26 protein-coding genes are annotated in these 19,765 nt (G+C 66.9%); 16 read left to right on the top strand and 10 right to left on the bottom strand.

The features are described 5' to 3' along the window. Nucleotides 1-159 precede the first annotated feature (159 nt). The gene (locus ACWEN0_RS47065) at nt 160-456 is read left to right on the top strand and encodes a hypothetical protein (RefSeq protein WP_451988194.1); all 297 of its coding nucleotides are present in this window, start codon (nt 160-162) and stop codon (nt 454-456) included. A gap of 247 nt (nt 457-703) precedes the next feature. Next, nucleotides 704-1,372: an HU family DNA-binding protein gene (locus ACWEN0_RS47060; protein WP_451988192.1), complete on the top strand. Its 669-nt coding sequence runs from the start codon at nt 704-706 to the stop codon at nt 1,370-1,372. Between the two features lie 702 nt (nt 1,373-2,074). On the opposite strand, the gene ACWEN0_RS47055 is transcribed toward ACWEN0_RS47060, so the two are convergent. Beyond that, nucleotides 2,075-2,686 (bottom strand): hypothetical protein, encoded by a 612-nt coding sequence (locus tag ACWEN0_RS47055; protein WP_451988190.1) that lies wholly within the window; start codon nt 2,684-2,686, stop codon nt 2,075-2,077. Nucleotides 2,687-3,149: 463 nt separating this feature from the next. Here ACWEN0_RS47055 and ACWEN0_RS47050 point away from each other — a divergent pair, with 463 nt between their 5' ends. Continuing rightward, nucleotides 3,150-3,344, top strand: a complete 195-nt coding sequence (locus ACWEN0_RS47050; RefSeq protein WP_451988188.1) for a hypothetical protein — start codon at nt 3,150-3,152, stop codon at nt 3,342-3,344. 135 nt (nt 3,345-3,479) lie between these two features. Here the strand turns inward: ACWEN0_RS47050 and ACWEN0_RS47045 are convergent, their stop codons facing one another. After that, entirely contained in the window at nt 3,480-5,072 is a 1,593-nt protein-coding gene (locus ACWEN0_RS47045; RefSeq protein WP_451988186.1) for a substrate-binding domain-containing protein, read from the bottom strand. A 105-nt stretch (nt 5,073-5,177) separates the two neighbouring features. On the opposite strand from ACWEN0_RS47045, the gene ACWEN0_RS47040 reads away from it, so the two are divergent. Further along, the gene (locus ACWEN0_RS47040) at nt 5,178-5,897 is read left to right on the top strand and encodes an isocitrate lyase/PEP mutase family protein (protein ID WP_451988184.1); all 720 of its coding nucleotides are present in this window, start codon (nt 5,178-5,180) and stop codon (nt 5,895-5,897) included. A 204-nt stretch (nt 5,898-6,101) separates the two neighbouring features. On the opposite strand, the gene ACWEN0_RS47035 is transcribed toward ACWEN0_RS47040, so the two are convergent. Then, complete coding sequence (locus ACWEN0_RS47035; protein ID WP_451988182.1) at nt 6,102-6,806, bottom strand: TetR/AcrR family transcriptional regulator; 705 nt, start codon at nt 6,804-6,806, stop codon at nt 6,102-6,104. 116 nt (nt 6,807-6,922) lie between these two features. On the opposite strand from ACWEN0_RS47035, the gene ACWEN0_RS47030 reads away from it, so the two are divergent. The 6 genes from ACWEN0_RS47030 (at nt 6,923) to ACWEN0_RS47005 (ending at nt 12,070) form a co-directional block, all read left to right on the top strand. Continuing rightward, nucleotides 6,923-8,644 carry a CocE/NonD family hydrolase gene (locus ACWEN0_RS47030; protein ID WP_451988204.1) on the top strand — a complete coding sequence of 574 codons (1,722 nt, stop codon included), beginning with the start codon at nt 6,923-6,925 and terminating at the stop codon, nt 8,642-8,644. A gap of 11 nt (nt 8,645-8,655) precedes the next feature. Next, nucleotides 8,656-9,099 (top strand): DUF6640 family protein, encoded by a 444-nt coding sequence (locus ACWEN0_RS47025; RefSeq protein ID WP_451988180.1) that lies wholly within the window; start codon nt 8,656-8,658, stop codon nt 9,097-9,099. After that, nucleotides 9,096-9,878: an alpha/beta fold hydrolase gene (locus tag ACWEN0_RS47020; RefSeq protein WP_451988178.1), complete on the top strand. Its 783-nt coding sequence runs from the start codon at nt 9,096-9,098 to the stop codon at nt 9,876-9,878. Before ACWEN0_RS47025 ends, ACWEN0_RS47020 begins: the two co-directional genes overlap by 4 nt. A gap of 854 nt (nt 9,879-10,732) precedes the next feature. Continuing rightward, on the top strand, nt 10,733-11,212 hold the full coding sequence (locus tag ACWEN0_RS47015) for an SRPBCC family protein (protein ID WP_451988176.1): 480 nt from the start codon (nt 10,733-10,735) through the stop codon (nt 11,210-11,212). Between the two features lie 104 nt (nt 11,213-11,316). Next, nucleotides 11,317-11,748: an SRPBCC domain-containing protein gene (locus ACWEN0_RS47010; RefSeq protein WP_451988174.1), complete on the top strand. Its 432-nt coding sequence runs from the start codon at nt 11,317-11,319 to the stop codon at nt 11,746-11,748. After that, nucleotides 11,738-12,070 (top strand): ArsR/SmtB family transcription factor, encoded by a 333-nt coding sequence (locus ACWEN0_RS47005; protein ID WP_451988172.1) that lies wholly within the window; start codon nt 11,738-11,740, stop codon nt 12,068-12,070. Before ACWEN0_RS47010 ends, ACWEN0_RS47005 begins: the two co-directional genes overlap by 11 nt. A gap of 117 nt (nt 12,071-12,187) precedes the next feature. Here the strand turns inward: ACWEN0_RS47005 and ACWEN0_RS47000 are convergent, their stop codons facing one another. From ACWEN0_RS47000 to ACWEN0_RS46980, 5 genes are all read right to left on the bottom strand, one after another. After that, nucleotides 12,188-12,646, bottom strand: a complete 459-nt coding sequence (locus ACWEN0_RS47000) for a hypothetical protein (protein WP_451988170.1) — start codon at nt 12,644-12,646, stop codon at nt 12,188-12,190. Then, on the bottom strand, nt 12,646-12,750 hold the full coding sequence (locus ACWEN0_RS46995) for a DUF6192 family protein (protein ID WP_451988202.1): 105 nt from the start codon (nt 12,748-12,750) through the stop codon (nt 12,646-12,648). The genes ACWEN0_RS47000 and ACWEN0_RS46995 overlap by 1 nt, the downstream gene beginning before the upstream one ends. Beyond that, nucleotides 12,708-13,091 (bottom strand): DUF6192 family protein, encoded by a 384-nt coding sequence (locus tag ACWEN0_RS46990; protein WP_451988168.1) that lies wholly within the window; start codon nt 13,089-13,091, stop codon nt 12,708-12,710. The genes ACWEN0_RS46995 and ACWEN0_RS46990 overlap by 43 nt, the downstream gene beginning before the upstream one ends. Before the next feature lie 401 nt (nt 13,092-13,492). Further along, nucleotides 13,493-13,702: a hypothetical protein gene (locus ACWEN0_RS46985; RefSeq protein ID WP_451988166.1), complete on the bottom strand. Its 210-nt coding sequence runs from the start codon at nt 13,700-13,702 to the stop codon at nt 13,493-13,495. A gap of 183 nt (nt 13,703-13,885) precedes the next feature. Next, nucleotides 13,886-14,356: a MarR family winged helix-turn-helix transcriptional regulator gene (locus ACWEN0_RS46980; RefSeq protein ID WP_451988164.1), complete on the bottom strand. Its 471-nt coding sequence runs from the start codon at nt 14,354-14,356 to the stop codon at nt 13,886-13,888. A 72-nt stretch (nt 14,357-14,428) separates the two neighbouring features. Here ACWEN0_RS46980 and ACWEN0_RS46975 point away from each other — a divergent pair, with 72 nt between their 5' ends. From ACWEN0_RS46975 to ACWEN0_RS46965, 3 genes are all read left to right on the top strand, one after another. Then, complete coding sequence (locus tag ACWEN0_RS46975) at nt 14,429-14,866, top strand: nitroreductase/quinone reductase family protein (protein WP_451988162.1); 438 nt, start codon at nt 14,429-14,431, stop codon at nt 14,864-14,866. 47 nt (nt 14,867-14,913) lie between these two features. Continuing rightward, the gene (locus ACWEN0_RS46970; RefSeq protein WP_451988200.1) at nt 14,914-16,092 is read left to right on the top strand and encodes an FAD-dependent oxidoreductase; all 1,179 of its coding nucleotides are present in this window, start codon (nt 14,914-14,916) and stop codon (nt 16,090-16,092) included. Between the two features lie 80 nt (nt 16,093-16,172). Further along, entirely contained in the window at nt 16,173-16,466 is a 294-nt protein-coding gene (locus ACWEN0_RS46965) for a hypothetical protein (protein ID WP_451988160.1), read from the top strand. 183 nt (nt 16,467-16,649) lie between these two features. On the opposite strand, the gene ACWEN0_RS46960 is transcribed toward ACWEN0_RS46965, so the two are convergent. Together ACWEN0_RS46960 and ACWEN0_RS46955 are read right to left on the bottom strand one after the other, a co-directional pair. Then, nucleotides 16,650-17,420, bottom strand: a complete 771-nt coding sequence (locus ACWEN0_RS46960; protein ID WP_451988158.1) for an LLM class flavin-dependent oxidoreductase — start codon at nt 17,418-17,420, stop codon at nt 16,650-16,652. A 43-nt stretch (nt 17,421-17,463) separates the two neighbouring features. Further along, the gene (locus tag ACWEN0_RS46955) at nt 17,464-17,880 is read right to left on the bottom strand and encodes a hypothetical protein (protein ID WP_451988156.1); all 417 of its coding nucleotides are present in this window, start codon (nt 17,878-17,880) and stop codon (nt 17,464-17,466) included. Between the two features lie 173 nt (nt 17,881-18,053). On the opposite strand from ACWEN0_RS46955, the gene ACWEN0_RS46950 reads away from it, so the two are divergent. The 3 genes from ACWEN0_RS46950 (at nt 18,054) to ACWEN0_RS46940 (ending at nt 19,668) form a co-directional block, all read left to right on the top strand. Beyond that, nucleotides 18,054-18,251, top strand: coding sequence for a hypothetical protein (locus ACWEN0_RS46950; protein ID WP_451988154.1), 198 nt, complete (start codon nt 18,054-18,056; stop codon nt 18,249-18,251). Continuing rightward, nucleotides 18,248-18,910 carry a Pr6Pr family membrane protein gene (locus ACWEN0_RS46945; protein ID WP_451988152.1) on the top strand — a complete coding sequence of 221 codons (663 nt, stop codon included), beginning with the start codon at nt 18,248-18,250 and terminating at the stop codon, nt 18,908-18,910. Before ACWEN0_RS46950 ends, ACWEN0_RS46945 begins: the two co-directional genes overlap by 4 nt. A 185-nt stretch (nt 18,911-19,095) precedes the next feature. Next, complete coding sequence (locus tag ACWEN0_RS46940; RefSeq protein WP_451988150.1) at nt 19,096-19,668, top strand: hypothetical protein; 573 nt, start codon at nt 19,096-19,098, stop codon at nt 19,666-19,668. Nucleotides 19,669-19,765 lie beyond the last annotated feature (97 nt).

The raw sequence follows: 19,765 nt of genomic DNA, 5'->3' as shown, positions 1-19,765 counted from the left end.
GTCGTTGCCGAAAGCGGTGCGGGCGGACGGGTCGTTGAGCAGGTTGAGCGTGAATTCGTACAGCGACTGCGCGGGGTTCATCGACCAGGCTCTCTGTGGGGTACGGGGATGTCGCCGAGCACGAGGTCCGGCGATGGAGGTGACGCTAGGATCGTCGACGTGGCCTACATGCTGGCCGACCTCTACCAGAAGGACGGCGACCTGCCGTCAGCTCGCCGAGCCGCGATGCGAGGTCTGCAAGCTGATCCGGTGAGTGAGATTCTCTACCTCGATCTGCTTCGGACCGAGTATCGCGCCGGAAACCTCAGTGCCGTCCGCGAGACGGCGGACAAGCTCGCGACACTGCCCGCGTCGCTCGACGTGGAGACCACGGCGTTGGGTGAGTTCGCTGCTGTCCCGGGGGGCCTAGGCAGTTGTTGCGCCATCTGGCTTTCCGTGACCAGTTCGAACAATTGATCGACTGACAGTCCTGTCCTAAATGGATACGGCCTCGTCATCGCGATGAATCGCCTGGTCAGGGCCAGTCTCGAGGTCTGGGCCGTCTTGGCGGTATCGGCGTCTGCTGAACGCCGAGTGAGACTTTCTCGGCGACACAACGGAGTTCATGGTTACCCTTGTTTGGATATTTTGCCGTCTTGGTAATACTCTGTGCCAGGTTGGCCGTGATGGGCCAGACGGATAAGTTCCACAATGGAGGACTGGAATGACGAACAAGGCCCAGCTGATCGAGGCGCTGTCGGAGCGCCTGGGCGACGATAAGAAGGTGGCCGCGCAGGCTGTCGACGGTCTGGTCGACATCATCATCCGGACGGTCAACAAGGGCGAAAAGGTCAACATCACCGGCTTCGGTGTCTTCGAGAAGCGTGCCCGTGCCGCTCGGACCGCGCGCAACCCGCGTACCGGTGAGGCCGTGAAGGTCAAGAAGACCAATGTTCCCGCCTTCCGCGCCGGCACCACCTTCAAGGACGTCATCTCCGGCTCCAAGAAGCTGCCGAAGGCCACCCCGGTCAAGCGCGCCACCGCCACCACGGCGACCCGCGCGACGGCCACCAAGGCCGCCGCTGCTCCGGCTAAGGCCACCACGACCCGGGCCACGCGGGCCGCGGCCGCCAAGCCGGCCACCACGCGCGCGACGACCACGCGGACCCGCGCCGCCGCGGCGAAGCCGGCCGCGAAGGCCGCCGCAACCAAGGCGGCCCCGAAGGCGGCGGCGGCCAAGGCCACCACGGCGAAGGCGACGACGGCGCGCGCGACCACCACGCGGGCGAAGGCTACGGCCAAGCCGGCTGCCGCCACCAAGGCCGCAGCAGCGAAGAAGCCAGCCGCCGCCAAGGCTTCGGCCAAGCGCACGTCGGCTGCCAAGAAGAAGTAACAACAGCCCACCGTCAGAACGGAATGGCTCCGCGCTACGCGCGGGGCCATTCCTGCATCCGGGGTTGTCGTGGTGGCTGGTGCGCGGACTCGAATGATCGTGCTTGGTTGCCGGTTGCAGACTTGGGTGCGCCGCAGCCCGGGCGCGAGCCGTGGAGTCGGCCGCTGAAGTCAGCTGCACCGACTCTTCGGGAGGGCCAAGCGAGCCGGCGTTGCCTCACCGGATCTCGAGGCCGATTCGGCCGATCCGGAGGTGCCTTAGGCCGATCAGTGACTTCCTTCTCTTGACGAACCGCGTACACGGCTGCGTAGCAGTACGCGCGACTGGCGCACGTCAGCGGGGTGAGGCTTTGATCTGGGTTGCCGAGGCTTGTTGACCGTCGGATTTCGTGGAGGAACAGCAGCGTCATCTCGTCGATGTCGGGTCCAATCCCTTGCCAAGGTTCACGGACGAGATCATCATTTGTGTGTATTGATGGCTGTTGGCCGAGGCTCTCGCCGGCTGTGAGCTGGCGTGGTTGCGGAACCGTAGATGTCCTGCCGAGCTCAAGCGATACGAGTCGACCGAGCGGCGTCTCGACGATGCGGGAAGACACGGGCCAGGTTCGCAGAGAGGTCCACTCGGCGATCACCCTTGCCTGCCAGGACGAACGCAATTTCGATCGCGTGGTTATGCCGGTCGAGCCGCATCTCGAACGCTCGATCACGGACGCGTCGGGGTCCTACCGTCCGGATGCCGCGGTCGAGGCGGTTTCGATCGTAATCGTCGGGCACGCAGCGCACGCTCGGTCGATTCGCCGCAGTAGACCAGGGCGGATCGTACTGCTTGCAGCTGATCTAGTGATCGAGTTCGTCGGCGAGGCAGACTACGACGTAGGGGACCTCCGGGAGGCAACCGGGGGAAGGCCGCACCGGCACCGAAATCGATGATGATCGAGTACGGGTACATGAAGTTGGCCCACGTGTGGAAGTACGGTGGTGCGGTGAGCGCGGCGCAGGCGGGCAACGCCGCCGCGCTGAACACGACGTCGGCGCCGATCCAGGCAGACGGGGCGCTGCCGGTGCGCAGGCATACCCCGACCACCGCGACACTTTCCGCCACCACCAGTGCGAGCAGCCCGGCGACCAGTGCCGGATCCCGGTAGCGGCCGACGTCCGCGCCGCCGACAACCACGATCTCGATCAGGCCGCCGATGCGGAAGTAAAGCATCGCCCTGGCGACCGCCCGGTGAGCCCGGGCGAGCGCGCTTTCCTGCGGCATAACGAACCGAATGCCGATCGAACCGTCCGTGGCAGGTACCCCCAGCGTGTCCACAGCACCACATCATCGCCGACCCGAAGCGCCAGGTAAACGGTCTCGACGCCACAACCCGGGGGACACGCGCCCCACCAACGGCGTGGTTCGGTGTGGGACGAACACAGGACATGACGAGACATCCCGGTGGGCAGCACAGTGATGCGGTACGTCACTCCACCCATCCCGTGAGAAGGGAACTTCCCATGATGCGCATGATGGCCGCGGCCCCCGGATCTGCTCTGGCCCTGACCGGACTGGCCGGGACTGCCGGCGCTCAGACACCGACTCAGGCCCAGGTGAGCTGTTCCGCCCTGGGCTGCGACAACAAGGATCCGCAGACGACCGGATGCGCGGCGTCCGCCGGCCCGGTCACGGGCAGCGGGTTCAACCCCTACAACGGCTACCTCGAGATGCGCTTCGGCAACTGCCAGACCCCTGGGCGCGGTTCACCGTCAGCGAGAACGGCCGATACGCGATCTGGGTGGAACGGCAGGCCTCCTCCGGCATCCCGGCGACCGAGGGCAACCACTTCGAATTCGACGGCACCTCCAGCGGAGGCCCGTACTGGTCGGATCAGCTGTACGCGCCCAACCAGCCCCTCACCCGGGCTCGCGTCTGCGTGACCCGCTACTACTACCCGTGGTGGGACACCAAGCAGTGCTCGCCGTGGCAGTGATCTGCCGCCCTTCGCTCGCCGGATCGGCGGCTTGCCGAAGACCCGAGCCGGCGTCAGGGGACTGTCCAGCGAATAGTTCCCCGTGTCGGGGAGATGCGTTGCAGCAGACGGCCAACGCTTGTTGCGGGCAGATCGCTAGCCGCACAGTGGGATAGTGTTCCCGGCGCCGTCGACGCAGGGGATGTGGCCGTAGTTTTGCATCGTCGCCTTGGCCGTGTCGCCGGCCATGTATGCGAGAAACGTGGAGATCAGCGAGCCCTCGGCAGGGATCCCGTAGGTCTGGAAGTACTCCACGGCCCAGAACGAGTACCGGTTGTTCTTCACCGTCTGCGGGTCCGGCCCGTTCCCGTTGAGCTGTGCCTGCTGCACGTTCCGGTATTTGGTCGTCTCGGCGCTGGAGGTCACCGACATCTCGGCGTAGCCGATCGCCCCCGCGTTGGCGTTGACCTGGCTCAGCACGTCCCCGGTGGACTGCATCTCACACCGGATGACCGGCGACGGCGGCAGGCCGGGATCGCGGTCGGCGCAGTTGTACGAGTCGGCGGCCGGCTCCGGTGCGTTGTCCAGCAGCTTCCGGTCGAAGGTGCTGCGGGTGCCGGAGTCGGTTCCGCGGCTGACGATCACGATCGGCAGGTTCGCACCTCCGACGGCGGACCAGTTGGTCACCTGCCCGCTGTAGATCTGCCGCAGCTGGGCGTCGGTGAGCGAGTGCACGCCGGTCGCCTTGTTCAGCACCACCGAGAAGATGATCACCGCGATGGCGTGCGGCACGAGTTGCTGCTGGTAGCCTGACTCCGGGCCGTCCGACATGGCGACCTGGCCGGTCCGGACCTCCTTGTTGTCGCGGCCGTTGGTCACCAGGTCCAGCACACCCTGATGGCTTCCGGTCGGATGGCCGGTCGGGTTCACCGACACCGTCGCGCCCGGGCATGCCTGGTGGTACCGCATCGCGACGTCCGACTCGGCCTGCTGGAACGCGGTGGAGCCCGATACGACCAGCGAACCGGTCCCGCACGCCGCTGCGACCACGGTGTCGGCGGGCCGCCCGAACGCCACCACCAGCACCACAACCAGCAGAAAAACCGTGGCCAGCGTGCCGGACACCAGTGCCCGGCGGGTCGCACGGCTCGGGCCGATGCCGACCGTCTCCCGTCGCATACCCTCGCCCTTACCCTCGCGTAACCGCGCCTCGCCGGCGACGCCCTTCCCGTTGCCCTCCAACAGCACCATCATCCGGAAACGCTCCTCCCGGTTGAAGTGCATCTTCGGCAGCTGCAGCCAGTTCTCGCCCTGCTCGCTGAAGGTCAGCACCTCGTCGTCGTCCGTTGGCGTGTAGTTCTCGCCCGTGCCGAGCAGCGACCGGCGCAGACCGTCGTTGGCGTCCTTGATCTCGACGCCGACCACTGTGCGGTTGCCGAACGTGAGCCTGGCCGGCTCGATGTAGTCCTCAGGAGAGATGCCCAGACCGCTGTCGTTGCTCAGCCGCACCAGCACCATGCTGGCGTTGTCCAGGTCGCGGCTCTGTCCGTTGTGGGTCCGCCGGACCACGAGTTTGGCCAAGCCCCTGATGTCCGGGCGAGAGCCGATGGCCGCGTCCAGGTGCACCCGGTAGCTTATCCAGCGGTACGGGCTCGGCCACAGCACCTTGATCGTGTTGACCACCGCGGTGACGCCGGTGATCGCCGACACGACGGCCGGGATCACCACCGACCAGACGAACACGGACACACGACCCCCTGTGCTATGACGCCATTTCTCAGGCGAAGGCGGATGTCATCAACGATGGCATCGATCATGACGTGACGACCCAGCGCACGCAGGCTCGTTCACCTTATGTTTGACTCGGATTCGCGTAGCTGCACCCAGCTACCCGACATCGGATTGTCGAGCCTAAGTGAGCACCTCGACGCGGTAGCCCGGGTGATGAACGGCACCGACCTCCCAGTCATGGTGGACGGGGAGAACGGCTTCGGCGACGTCAAAACCGTCACCCGCGCCATCCGTTTCCTCGAGCGGCTCGGGGTCGCCGCCGTCGTTCTCGAAGACCTCCGGATGCCCACCCGCGCCGGGCATCCTCCGCGGCTGGTCGATCTGGCCGACTCGACAGCCGTGCTCCGGGCGGCGCTGGCCGCTCGTCGGGGCGATCTGCTCATCGTCGGCCGGACCGACGCTGCCTACCTCGCCGGGATCGACGAGGCCCTGCACCGCGCCACGCAGTACCAAGCCCTCGGCGTCGACGCGATCATGATCACCGGCGTGACCGACGAGCCCGACCACGCCCGCGTCCGCGACGCCGTCGACCTGCCCATCGTGGCAACGGTCGTCGAGGACGGCCCCGCGCTGTCTCCCGCCCGTCTGGCCGAGATCGGTTACGACGTCGTGCTCTACCCCGCCACCCTGATGCGCCAAACCGCCACAGCCGTGAAACGAGCCCTGCGAGACGTTCTCTCCGAGAGCACGACCAGCCCGGAAGGCACGCTGAGCGTCAGCGAGCTGAATCGTGTTCTCCGCCTGTCCGAATGGGTCGGCGTGGACGACCGAGCCGGCGACTGAAGACTCAGCTCAGCGAGACATAAAACGCGGTCATGACAACGAAGACCTCGTCGTAGCCGCAGGCGTCGAACGGCAGAGCCGGCGCGTCGGCGATGAACTGCCGCGTCTGCGTTGTGGTGCGCTCACGAAGCCCGGCCTGCTGACGTGCGACGGTGGCAGCGGTAGGCGAAGAACCGCGAGTTCGTGGGATTTTGACGTGCCACGCTACAGTTTGCGTGGCTCAGCGATGCTGACCTCGAGGCTGTTCACAAGGGTTGCAGTCAGCCATCGTCGGTAGTCCTCGGGGGTGCAGCCGGCGTGACGGGTGAGCAATTCGTAGGTGTCGGGGCTGGCGAGTGCGAACAGAGTGAGTGCGGCGTTGGGGGCAGAGGGGTTGGACCTCGGTGAGGGAAGAGCTTCGGCGAGGTCGGTGAGGGTCGTGCGGCGTCTTGCGGTCATCTCGGCCCAGTCATGGGCGATCTCGGCGTCGACAGCGGCTGCCTGGCGGTAGATCTCCCAGTAGGGCGCGCTGCGCTCGGCGAGTTCGGTGAAAATACGAGCCACTGCCACGAGGTGGCCGGGCAGGTCGCCGGGCAAGGCCTCGTGCTCGAGACGTCCGCGCAGCGAGGACCGCCACTGGTCGGGCGCCGGGGGAGCGTCGATCTCCGCTCCGGTGGCGGCGCGGTCGGCGGCCGCGCGCAGCAGGGCGCGTTTGCTACCCCAGGCCAGGTAGAGCGTCTGCACGGACACCCCGGCGCGGCGCACGATCTGCGTGACCGTCGTCGCGACGTAGCCCTGCTCACGAAACAGGGCGTCGGCTGCGCGCAGCAGGGTCTCACGGGTGCGCGCGCGACTGGCTTCGCCCGCCTCGCGGCGACGCCGGTAGGTGTCCTGGCTGTCGGTCACCGAAGCAGAAGGGTGGTCGGTCATCCGCACCAGGATAGACGTGATTTGAACGACGCTCAAATCAGCCTTTCTCATGTCAGCCTCAGTGGTATACCGTTCAAGTGGAACGACACTCAAGTGAGGAGGTGGTCGGCGTGGCGATGTCATCGGTTCCCGTGCGGTCGCGGTCGGCCTGGGGCACGGCGCGGCGGAATCTGTCGCGGGTGATGCGGCCCGGGGTGACGATCACGCCGCCGCCGCGGGACGTGCAGTTCGAGCGCGATGCCGAGGTCCCCACCCGCGACGCAACGGTGCTGCGCGCCAACGTGTTCCGTCCTCCGGATCGTGCCGGCGGCGGACGGTTCCCGGTGCTGCTGTGCGCGCAGCCCTACGGCAAAGACGTCTTGCCCAAGCGCACGCCGTTCGGTTACGTGACCCCGCTGCAGTACCGGTTGGCGGCCAACAGCGAGCCCATGACCATCTCGGCCTGGACCGCGCTGGAGGCGCCGGACCCAGCCGTCTGGGTCCCGCGCGGCTACGTGGTGGTCGTGCTCGATCTGCGCGGATGGGGACATTCCGACGGTGACCCCGAGAGCTTTGCGCTCACCGAAGGCCAGGACGTGCACGACGCGATCGAGTGGGCAGCCGCGCAGCCGTGGTCCACCGGCCGGGTCGGGATGACCGGCGTTTCCTACCTGGCGATCACCCAGTGGACCGCGGCCGCGACCCGGCCGCCGCACCTCGCGGCGATCAATCCGTGGGAAGGCTTCACCGACCCCTACACCGACTTCTTCTACCCCGGCGGGATCCGGGAGAACGGCTTCGCCACCGTGTGGAGCGCCTGGCAGAGGGCAATGCGCCCATCATCCGGGTCGTTCCGCGCCCGGCAGAAACGCCACCCGCACCGCGATGCCTGGTGGGCCGCGCGCAGCCCCGACCTGGAAAAGATCGATGTCCCGGCCCTGGTCTGCGGCAGCTTCTCCGACCACAGCCTGCATTCACGGGGGTCGTTCGAGGGCTTCCGGCAGATCAGCTCAACCCACAAGTGGCTCTATACGCATCGCGGCCCGAAGTGGTCCACCTACTACGGGCCTGCGGCGCTGGAGGCACAGTTCGCTTTTTTCGACCATTTCCTGCGCGGCGAGGACACCGCCATCACCGAAACGGCGCCGGTCCGAGTGGAGATCCGCGACAGCCTGCGCGACGTGGTCGCCGTCCGCGGGTCCGACTCGTGGCCTCCGGCCGACGCGGTTTCCGACACCCGGTATCTCGACGTGACCGACGGCACACTGGGCGTCGTCCCGCCCTCGGCGACGGCCTCGGTAGAGATCGGCAGTGACACCGGCAGCAGCGCCTGCTTCTCCTGGCAGCTCGAGGAATCACTCGACATCGTGGGGCCGATGCGCCTGTGCGTCACAGTCAGCGCCGACCACGACGATCTCACCCTTTTTGCTGCGGTCCGCAAGCTGCGCGGCGAGCGGGAGGTCGTGTTCGAAGGCTCGTACGGATTCACCGAAGACCTGGTCACTCGTGGCTGGCTGCGCGCCTCCCACCGCGATGTCGACCCCACGCGAGGCACCGACTGGGAGGCGGCACACCCGCACACAGAGGTGAAGCATCTCGTCCCCGGTGAGCCCGCCGAGCTCGACCTCACCCTGCTGCCGTCGGCCACCCGGTTCGCCGCTGGAGACACCCTCGTGCTTGAGCTGCGCGACCACTGGTTCTTTCCCGCCAACCCGATCACCGGCCAGTTCCCGGCAGTCTACGAACGATCACCCCGCCAGGGCTGGCGCATCCATTCGAGTCCCGACTGCCCCGCAACTCTCACCGTCAGCGTCTGGCACTCCGAGCCTGACTCCGTCCACCGCCCTGTTCTGCACTGAAGGAGACCGTCATGACAAGAACCGCGACTCGCCGTCGCCGCATCGGCAAGACGCTCACGTGTCTCGCCGCCCTCGTACCCGCGGCCGGCGCGATCATCGCCGACTGGAACAAAACACACGTCTACAATCCCCACTGGCCACCGCACGCCAAATTCCACAACGCCCAGACCATCACCCTCGCCTGGGTCGCGGCCGGCCTCGCCATCTGGGAAAGCGCCCGGCCCGGGCCCAGTGGCGGCGAGCGAACCCGCCGCGCCACCATATACGGCGGCCTGTTCTGGCTCACCCAGGTCCCCGCGGCGTTCTTCCCCGGCAGTGCACTGGCCGACCCCGACACTCCGCTGCAGCCGACGGTGCGCTTCGGCGTGCCGATCAACCAGGTCACCGCAACCGCAGCGATCATCCTGCCTCTGCTCGCCGCCGGGGAGATCCTTCAATCCGCGGGGCGCCGATGAATACCCCCGCTGACCACCCCGCCGACCGCGGCCACAAACGCGCGCCCGAGCGGGCAGCCGCCGGCGCCTGCGAACTCGTCACAGCCGACGCCCACGATATGGCTGTTGCGTACACGGGAACCGGCAGCCCTCTGCTCGCCCTGCACGGCGGCGCCGGTCCCGACAGCCTCGCGCCACTGGTCCAGCGACTCGCGCAACGTCACCGCGTCCTCGTGCCCTACCACCCGGGGTGGGACCCGCTTGCCGCCCACGGCGATCTCGGCACCCACCTCGCCGGTCCCGCCGGTCCGGCCGCGATCGCCGAACTCGCCCACCGCTATCGCGCACTACTGGCCTCCCTCGAGCAGCCCGCGACCGTCCTCGGCAGCTCCTTCGGCGGCTGGATCGCAACGGAGGTGGCCATCCAAGACAGCGAGACGGCCGACGCGTGCGTCGCGGGACTTGTCCTCATAGCGGGCATCGGACTCAAACCGGCAACCGTACCGGACCCGCCGATCCCCACGAGCGCGCCCGGCGCGGACCGGGTCCGCGCCATCACCGGTGACACCCCATGGGACGAGACGCTGCCCGGCCGCCTGAACCGGGTGCGGGTTCCGGTCCTGATCATCTGCGGCGAGAACGACCCCGTCGCGCCGCCGGACTACGCCCGCGCGTACGCGCGCGCCTTTCCCGCCGCCGAACTGCACGTGGTACCCGATGCCGGACACCTGCCCTTCCGCGACGCACCCGACCATGTCGCCAGCCTGGTGCTCACCGCCACATCCCAGGATGCAGGCTGATCGCGAGAGCGCCTACGGCTATTGGCTCACGACTTTGTCGAGTCGACGCCGATCCGGTCTGACCAGACGGCACGCTAGGCTAATCGAGAACAGATTGAGCGCGACGACCTTCGCCGCCCAGCCGCAGCGAAAGGAACGCTCCCGGAGTGCCGTGTCCGGTCGCGTTTGTCGGAGGCGCGCTTTGCGCGGCAGCGAGCCTTGGCTGGATCCTGAACGGGAACAGCACAGGAAGAGAAAAGCCGAATTCCCGACATCGCGACCGCACGCTCATCCCTCCGAAGGCAAGGTGGCACGATCGGCGTCCGGTCGGACTCTGGTCTAGGTGACCTGTGAGTCGTTCGCTGGGCTGCGCGTCGTCGTCATTCTTTTCCCACACGCGGAAAACCGACGTAGGGCAGTGTCGCGGCCACCGTTGCCGGCACGCCGAAAAGTACTTGGCGGTCACGCAGTGAGCGTGCTCGCGTCCGCTCGTAGTGCTACCCCTTGCCCGTGATGACCACCTCACCGCACTGCCACTCGATGTCGTCCAGCCGCAGCGTGGCGAATTCACTGATGCGCTGTCCGGGCCGCAACAACCTGGCCAAGATGGCTCGGTCTCGTTTTCTTACCCCGTTCCAAGTTGTTTCTCAGCCGAAGGATCGATAGTGCGCGAGGTGGAATCAGAGTCTACGGCGTGCGGGCTGTTCGATCTCAGCTATGACAGCGACTACGACATCGCTGCCGACTTGTCGACAGGCAAGCCCCTGTCCCTCGACTGGGGCCACTTCGCCCTGCTCCTCTTGACGCAACCCATTGATTGCCATAGTGTAGCAATCGTAAGGTTGCGACAATCTGCCTCGATCCAAGGAGATCCCATGTCGACCAGCACCGACTACCGCACCACCGTCCGTGTCCATGCCCCGGCAGACGTCGTATACGACGCCCTCACGACGCCCGAGAGGCTCACCGCCTGGTGGAGTCCCGTGACCGGTTCCGGCTTGACCGGTGGCGAGCTGCGCTTCCCCATGGTGGCTGATCAGCCACCGCTCCTCATCCGTGTCGTCGAAACGACCCGCCCGACAACCGTCCGCTGGACGGTGACCGAGTGCACCTTCATGGAGGACTGGGTGGGCACCCAGCCGACATTCACCATCGCGCCGGTCAACGAGGGCTCCTGCGAACTCACCTTCGAACACCGCGGCCTGACCGACGAGCTCGAGTGCAAGGACATGTGCAGCCGCAGCTGGGATCACTTCGTCGGCACCAGCTTGCGCGAGCTGGCCGAAGGCGGTCCCGGCGCTCCCAACCGCAGCCCACGAGACCTCGCCCGCCGCGCCGCCGAAGAGAACAACTGACGCCTAGTCGTTTCCCCGGGGACCAGCCCGGCCCGAGCGGCCGGTCCCCGGGTCTGCAACCATTGTCTGAACATATCCGTAGTCGCTGCCCGAAGGACGACGTCATGACGTTCCCCGACCGCATCGAGCGCACTGTGACCCTGACCCGCGCGCCCAATGACGTGTGGCGGGCGCTCACCACGGCCGACGGTCTCAGCGCATGGTTCGGCGAGCGCGCAACTATCGACCTGCGCCCCGGCGGCGCAGCCACGATCACCTTCGCAGGCGGTATGACGATCAACATGCGCGTCGAGCGTGTCGAGCGACCCACCGTGTTCGCCTACACCTGGCGACTGCCCGACCTGCCACAGGACGATCCCCGCCGCACCTACGTGGAGTTCACCCTCGAACCCGACGGCGACGGCACCCTGCTACGCGTCGTCGAGACCGGCTTCGCCCAGCTTCCCGTCGACACCCGGCGCGAGACCTACGAATCCCACCGTGAGGGCTGGTCACGAGAGCTGGCCGAGCTGACAGAACACGTCGATGGCAGCTGACATCGAGGCCGTTGCCGAGCAGGTTTTCGTCGCGCTGGCAGACCCGACTCGCCGCTCCATACTCGCCGCCCTCGCCACCGACGGCCCGTCCACCGCGACCGATCTCGCCGCTCGGCTACCGATCAGCCGCCAGGCCATCGCCAAGCATCTCGCGCTCATGGCCGCGGCCGGCCTGGTCACGGCCGAGCACGGCGAGCGCCGCCGCGTCCGCTACCGGCTACGCTCGGCACCCGTCCAACTCGCCCAGCAGTTTCTCGCCGCACTCGCCCACACCTGGGACGACCGACTCGACGCCCTGCACCACCATTTGCGGGCACCATAACGGGACCAACGCGCACAGCAGCCAACAGGGGGTCTATCCCGTGATCTTGGAACAGTCCCGATGATATCCAAGTCGGAAGCTGACCGGCGAGTCGACTCTGCGGGCCGCTCTGTGGGGCTACGTCGCGTGGCCCGAGTTGGCGCGCAGTTTCGGCGAATGGGGAAGGAATCCGAGGTCTCGTGCCATGGTGAGGTTTCCGCGCATGGCCACGAGCTGATCCCGCAGGTATTTCACGGTCGGATGGCTGTCTGCGGATTCGCCGAGTGGAGCGCAAATCGAGTCGTAGGTTCGCTTGAGCTGAGTGTCGACGGAGCTGAGCCTGATGATCAGGCCGAGCGCACACCGGCCAGGTTCGATGGTGGCGACGTAGACGTCGCCACCATAATGGAAGCTCTGGCCCATGTCTTTGGCGGCACAGTCCCGGATGTGCGATTTCCCGTTCTCGAACTGGCTGCGGCTCAACCCGGTCTGGACGATCACCTCCTGTTCGGTGATGCCGTTCTCGCCGGCGGCAGCGACGGCGTTCCACACCTTTTCTGCGGCGAGGAATCTGGACACGGGATCGTGCGCGGTCATCATGCATCACCTTCCAGCAGCCGGGCGAGTGCCTCATCCATCGAGGTGTCGCCGGTAGTGGTCACGGTCTCGCGCCAGTCGGCGGCGGCGCGGACACGCGCGATGCTGTCGAGAACGGTGTTTTGGCCGTCGTGTCGTGGTCCACGACGTGCGGCCGTGGGACTGCGCGCTGCGTCTGTGTGTAGAAGGAGGTGCAGATCCCTAACAGTTCGAGGATTTCCCGCTGCGCCTCGGTCGGCCGTTGCCCCACGGACCGGCTCGCTGTCGGCGCCGCGGGTGCCTGTCGTTCCTGCTCACGCCGTTGTTCGTAGTGCGACAGCTCGGCGCGATGCAGCACATGCCTGGTTTGCACGCGGCCCACGACCTGCTGGGCAACCTCGCGCTTCCGCAGAATCGTCGTGACAGCCGCCGCAGCGTCGTCGTCACTCGGCAACAGCTCATTCACGCGCTCGACGCGCTCCTAAGTGGTGACCGGATGATCCGGTTTGCGAGCGTATATTCGTTGTGCCTCGTTGGGTGTCCAATGAGCGAACCCCTCCGGCGGACTTTTGATCTTGTGGAAGCGGAACCGGTCGGGTTGCGGGCAAAGATCTCGTGGATGGTCCACGATTCGGCCAGGGCTCGCTTTTCGGGTGGCCAAGCGTGCGCCACGACGCAGTATCTCCGCAGCGTCTCCAGCGACAGCCCAAGCTGACCGACCTCGTCGGGAGTTGATATCCGTGAGTAGAATATCCCGGTCATGGTGTCGGGCTCCAGGCCCTGGAGCGTCAAGACAAGGAAGCCGCCACCCCGGCCGGCCGGACCGGGCGTCGGGTCGATGAGACGCGTGCCTTCGACGTCGGCTGTTCAGTAGTAGCTGGTCAGCGTGTGCGTGGGCTTTTCAGCGTCCTTCACGATCCGCGCACGCTCATATACGGGGGAGCCGACCATGACGCCCGGGGCCTCGGCGACTTCGGAATCGGCTTCGACCTTGTTGACTGTCTGAGTCTGGTCCGTTGGCTTCCATTCGCGGCCGCGCAGGTCTGCTGCCAGCCATTTCAGGCTGCCGATGCCCACCGAGTTGAGCGGCCTCGGGCCGTGGAGTTCTTGCTTCGCGTCAGCGACGTCTCTGTCCTGTCGAAGCTTTCGACAGGCGGACGGCGGCGCCATGGCGCGGTCACTCACTGGGCAGTTGACGGTCGTCAGCGGTCTCGGCGACCAAGTCGACAGCCGTTGCCGTGCTGGCGCAAAGCGTCGCGTTCATGCCTCCGATGTCCAGTGGTCGCCCGCGGTGTACTCGCGCAACAGGCGGACCGCGTTCTCCAGGAACGTTGCCACCGTGGCTGCCTCCTCGTTGGTCATGTGTTCCACCAGAGTGAAAATGCCGCGCAGGAGAGGAATCAGGGCCTCGCGCACCTGCCGCTCGGCCGAATCGGTGACGTGGAGTGTCACACGGCGGCCATCCGTCGGGTGAGGTTGCCGGCGCAGGTGGCCGGTGGCTTCGAGCCGGTCCACGAGGGCGGCGGCCGACGCCGACCGGATGCCCAGCACGTTTCCCAGCTCGACGGTTCCCGCCGGGTGTGGCGCCCCCGCGAGGTGCTGCAAGGCATGGGCGTCGGTGGCGCCGATGCCCAGATGCGCCGCCAGCGCGTGCTGGGCAGGCGCGGCCTCGGCCAGCAGGTCACGCAGCCCTCTGCTGATCCGGTCGGCGTCATCGTGGTGGTCGGACACCGGCCGATCTTATCATTTCGCTAGACAAGCTAGCTATTTTTGCTAGATTGTCTAGCGAAAGGAGCGTGACCCGTGGACGTGCGCGCGATCAACACCGACATGGTCATCAAGCTGCTCGCCAAGCCGGGAGAGCCGATGACCGACGGCGGATACGCATTGCGAGTTCTCGAAACTCGGGGCCGGAACAGCGGACTGATCCGGCGAATCCCCCTGGCCGTCGTCCAACGCGAGACCCGCTGGTATCTCGTGTCACCGGTACGCACGCGGGACTGGGTGGTGAACCTGCTGGCCGACCCCGCGTGTGCCGTTCTTGACGGAGTGACACGGGTCGAGCGCCGCGCCCAAGCCGTCGAAGGTCTGGAAGCCGCCGGCGCGGTCGCCCAGTACTTGCGTTCGATGAAGGTGCCGTGGGCGATCCAGGCCTTCCCGGTGACGCAGGACGCCGACGAGACCGAAATCGCGCGGCACGTGCCGGAGATGGCGGTCTTCGAACTGCTGGAACTGCCGTGACCGTCCAGGTCCGCGATGTCGTCGTCGCGGGCGGTGGCCCCGGTGGAATGGTGCTGGGCTACCTGCTGGCCAGGGCCGGGATCGAGGTGACCGTCCTGGAGTCCCGGTCGGACTTCGACCGGGACTTCCGGGGCGATTCGTTGCACCCCTACACCCTCGAGCTGCTCGACCGGCTGGATCTGGTCGAGGGTCTCCTCGAACTGGACCACTTCAAGGCGACGTCGTTTCGCTTCCATACTCCCAAAGCCACGTTCAGCGCAGCGGGCTACGACAAGCTCGACACGCCGTACAACTACATCGCGCTGATGCCGCAGGTCCGTTTCCTGGACTACCTGGCTCGGCGTTCCGCGGAACTTCCCAGTTTCTCGCTCGAGATGGGATCGAGAGTGACCGAACTGGTCACGGATCCCTCGGGAGTCGTCACGGGAGTCCGCCACCGATCCGGCGAGCTCTCCGCCTCGCTGGTCGTGGGCTCCGACGGCCGGTTCTCCACGATCCGGCGGCTGGCCGGGCTTCCGGCGAGATCACTAGGTGCGACCACGGACATCCTGTGGTTCCGCCTGCCGCGCGGTCCGCACGATCCGCCGGACGCCGATCTCGACCTGTACTACGGCGAAGACAGCTACGTCGGCGTTCTCGGCGGCGTGAAGGACTGGCAAGTCGGCTACAGCATCGAGAAGGGCAGCTACGCCAAGCTACGCGACAACGGCGTCGAGCCGATCCGGAACTTCGTCCGACACCACGTGCCTTGGCTGGCCGACCGAGCCGACCTGCTCACGGACTTTTCGCAGACGACCCTGTTGTCCGTCGACATCTCCCGGGTCGATACCTGGCACCGGCCGGGCCTGCTGTTGATCGGGGACGCGGCGCACGTCATTTCGCCGGTCGGCGGCAACGGGATTCTCATGGCGATCCAGGACGCGGTTGCGGCGGCCAACCGCCTCGTCCCTGCTTTCCACGACGGCGTCCCCGGACCTGCCGACCTGGCTGCGATCCAGCGCGACCGTCTGCCGGCCATCGTCAAGGTGCAGGACCAGCAGGTCCGCGTCGAGCGCCAATCCGCTCGTGCCCGTGCCAGCGGGCGAGGCGCAGCGCCTCCGGCGTTCCTTCGCTGGTTGTTCGCCATCCCGGCGCTGCGTACTCGAGGAGCGCGCGACAACGCCTACGGCCCCTATCCACCGCAGCTTGACGACTCGATCTTCGCCCTCGATCGCAAAAGAGGCTGACGCCAAGGAATTTCGTTGAACCTCCGCGTGCCGGCAGCCGTATCCCTTCGTGCGGGTACCTGTCGCCAGAAGGTGGGACGATGCCGGATCATCGTGGCCTGGTGGGGCGGGCCAAGATTCGGACAGTGCTGGTCGTCGTGGCCACCCTCGCCCTGGTCGGTGTGGGTTCGGTCGTGGTGGTGAGGGCCAACGCCCAGCAGCCGGGCGAGACCCAGGCGCAAGTCCTGGCCTACGGCCAGAGCATGACCGGGATGCAGCTGGACTCGGCCGCCGAAGCCGCGGAGGCCGAGAGCGTCGCGGGCGCCGGCCCGGTCACCGAGCTGGACAAGACGTTCCTGGTCAAGGTCCGCCAGGCCGGGTTGTGGGATTCGTGAACCTGCTGCGCGCCTCGCACGGCAAGATCTTCGCGACCATCGCGGAAGTCCGCGCCGGCACCCAGAACGACGTCATCCGGAGGCACGCGACGCAGGCGAACCAGACGGTGCTCGACCACATGACGGTCTTGGAGGACACCGGGCTGGTCGACGCGAAAACCCTCGCCGACGTCGCCGCGGCGGTCAACCCGCCGAAGCAGACCGACTTCGTTGACCGGCCGAAGCCGGCAGGCTCATCCGATCTTCTCCGCGGCCGGGATGATGTCGGTGCCGAACTTCTCGAGCACCGCCGGGTGGTGGACGTGCGGCACCATGCCGTGCGCGACGTGGATGCCGAGCCCGTACAGCCGCTCCAGCTCGGCCAGCAGCGCGGGGGGCCTTCTCGCCACTGCCGCCGATCACGATCGGCGGGCGCGGGTCCGAAAGCGCCTGCGGGACATTCAGCAACCGCTCTGCGTCGAAGTGCTTGCTCTTGAACTGCGAGTCACCCTCGGTCCACATCTGCAGCACGTACTGGAAGTTCTCCTCCAGCAGCTCGAACCGATCGGAAACGGACGGGAACGGGAAGCCCAGGCCCTTCGGCTCCTCCTCGTTCCGGCCCGCGCCGACGCCGAGGATCGCGCGGCCGCCGGACAGCACGTCCAGTGTTGTGATCGCCTTCGTGAGCAGGCCGGGGTGGCGGTAGAGGACGACGGTGAGCAGCTTGGCGCGTTCGGTGTGCGCCGCGATGAAGCCGAGGGTGGTGTACGCCTCGAGCATGTCGTTTTCGACGGGACCGACGCCGCCGATCTGGAAGAAGTGGTCCATCACGGCGATGGAGTCGAAGCCCGCCTGATCGGCGGTGCGGACGACGGCGGCCAGGTCGGCGACCAGCGCGGACGCCCCGTTCGGCCAGGTGAGGCCGGGGATCTGCAGTCCGAGTTTCCCGGTCTCCGACCGTATACCCGGAGTCACCCCAGCCGAGTGCTCGAAACCCAGAACGACGAGCGGCGCGGTCTCAAAGCTCGCTGCCCGTGTTGAGGGGACCGTAAACGCCGGTGGCGCGTATGGCCCGCTGATGCCTCAGCAGTCGGTTGAGGTCATCGCTGAGCACGAGCCGGCCCGCGGTGTCGAGTTCGAGGTGCGGCGGCCGTCCCCAGTAACGCGCGAAGTCCTCGTGCACGGTCACGGACGCTCGCAGTGCGGCGGCCAGCCGACCGCCTGGGTCGAGGTCTCGGACCGCAGCGGCATCGGCGGTCAGAGCGTCGAGGAGCAACCGCTGGTGACCGGCGATCGCCGCCGCGGCGGCGATCGCCTCCGGTAGACGTGACGTGCTGTCGGCAAGATCCGCTGCGGCCAGCAGCGTCAAGAACGGGCGGTCACTGTTCGGTGGGAGCACCTCCGAAGAGCTTTCCGGATCGTCATCGACCGCCATGCCGATCACTCTAAGTCAGGTCGCGACCGACTGAAGGCGGATGTTCCGTCCACCCGTGCTCCGGGCCGGCCCACGTCGTGGCTCGCCAAGGGCTCAGCAGAGAGGTATGTCCATGACTTGGGTCGACATTCCTGAACAACTCTCACGGCCAACGTCTCGTTCACCCTCATTCGGTGCCGGAGTTCAACCCCGGTCTTGACGTCTCACCCGAGACCGCCAATAATTTTCCCGGCTATCCGGGAACGTTCCCGGCCATCTCTGTCGGGTTGCCGATCCCGGTCGGTGTTCCCAGGCTGTCGGCCGGCATCGGCCACGGATCCGAAAAGCCGCTGAATGGAACGCCGCCACAAAGTCAAGGACCGATGCCGTGACCTTCGCCCGCAAGTTCTCCGACACCGCCTTGCCGGTCAGACGGTTTTACGCGGCGCTCTTCGTGGTGTCGTTCTGCGGACTCGTGCTCGAGATCTTCACGACCGCTACGGGACGCGGAGGGCCCTTTCTCACACCTGGCGCCCGCGTCGCGAACATGATCAGCTACTTCACCATCGACTCGAACCTGCTGGTGATGGTCCTGAGTCTGCTCGTCGCCGCCCGCGGCCTTTCCGCGTCGAAGGTGTTTTCCGTCGCCTGGCTGGACGGCTTCATCGCGATCATCGTGACGGGCGTCGTCTATCAGGTCGCCTTGTCCGGGCTCTACGACATACACGGCTTGACACTGTTCGCGGACATCATCGTGCACAAGGTCGTCCCGATCGCGTTCGCTGTCGGATGGCTGCTGACCCCGCAGGCCAGGCTGCCGGGCTGGTGGACGATCGGCTGGGCGCTCGTGTATCCGCTGACCTGGCTCGGTCTCACGCTCGTCCGCGGCGAACTCACGGGCTTCTACCCCTATCCGTTCGTGGACGTCGATGCGAATGGCGGACTGGCTGTAGCGGTGAACTGCCTCGTCATCGCCGCGTTGTTCCTGCTCTTGGCGTATGCGGGCCTGGAGATCCAGCGAGCCGTGACACGTCGGCGTACAGCGAAGTAGGTGATGGACGATGTCCCATGCAGTCGGCTCGCCGGTTCAGCGTGGGCGACCTGGACGATTGTGCCTGTCCCACGGACGGGAGCCGGCGCGCTATAGTTGTGGACCAACGCTGGAGCGCAGGACCCGATACCCGGGCACCGTACCTTCACCTTGAGCGGTTTTTGCCGCGTCTCGGAGGTACCCCCATGGTCAACCCGTTCTCGCCCGCCGTGCGCACAGCCGGCCAGTTGCGAGCAGTTGCCCTCGTCGGCGTCGCGGCCCTCGCACTCGCAACCGCCACCGGCTGGGCAGTCGGCATCACCGTCGACCAGGTCCTCGTACTCGCCCTCGGTGCCTCGCTGGTGCTCTGGGTAGGCGGCGCGGTCAGCGGACAAGTCCTTCTCGCACGTCTCCTCGACCACGACCACGACAGCGCCGAAACGTTCGCATACCTCCGCCGGCTGTTGTGGATCATTCCGCGGTTCTACGTGCCCGTAGGCGTCGTCGCGGCGGCATCCGGCGCTGCTCTCGCGGCCCGCACCGGCACCTCGTTCGCAGATCCGCACGTGTGGATTCCACTCGCGCTCTATCTCGCGACGGCCGTCCTCGGCGCCGCGGTGAGCGCACCCGGCTACGTGCGCATTCTGCGCGACGCCGAGCCGCTGAGTGCGGATCACGAGGCGTTTCTGCGACGGCTGGTGCCCCTTTCCTGGGTGAACCGGGTAGAGCTCTGCCTTGTGCTCGGTACCGGGTTCACTCTGCTCGCCGCCACAACCTGACCGCAGGAGTCCTCGACGACCGGGTGGACGGCGCCATCAAACGCGGCGGCCGGCGAACGGAGCGCCCTCGAAGTGGCCTTCGCTGAGGCCCTTCGAG

This window comes from Amycolatopsis sp. NPDC004378, assembly GCF_053602455.1.
This window is presented reverse-complemented; position numbering and strand designations above follow the sequence as displayed.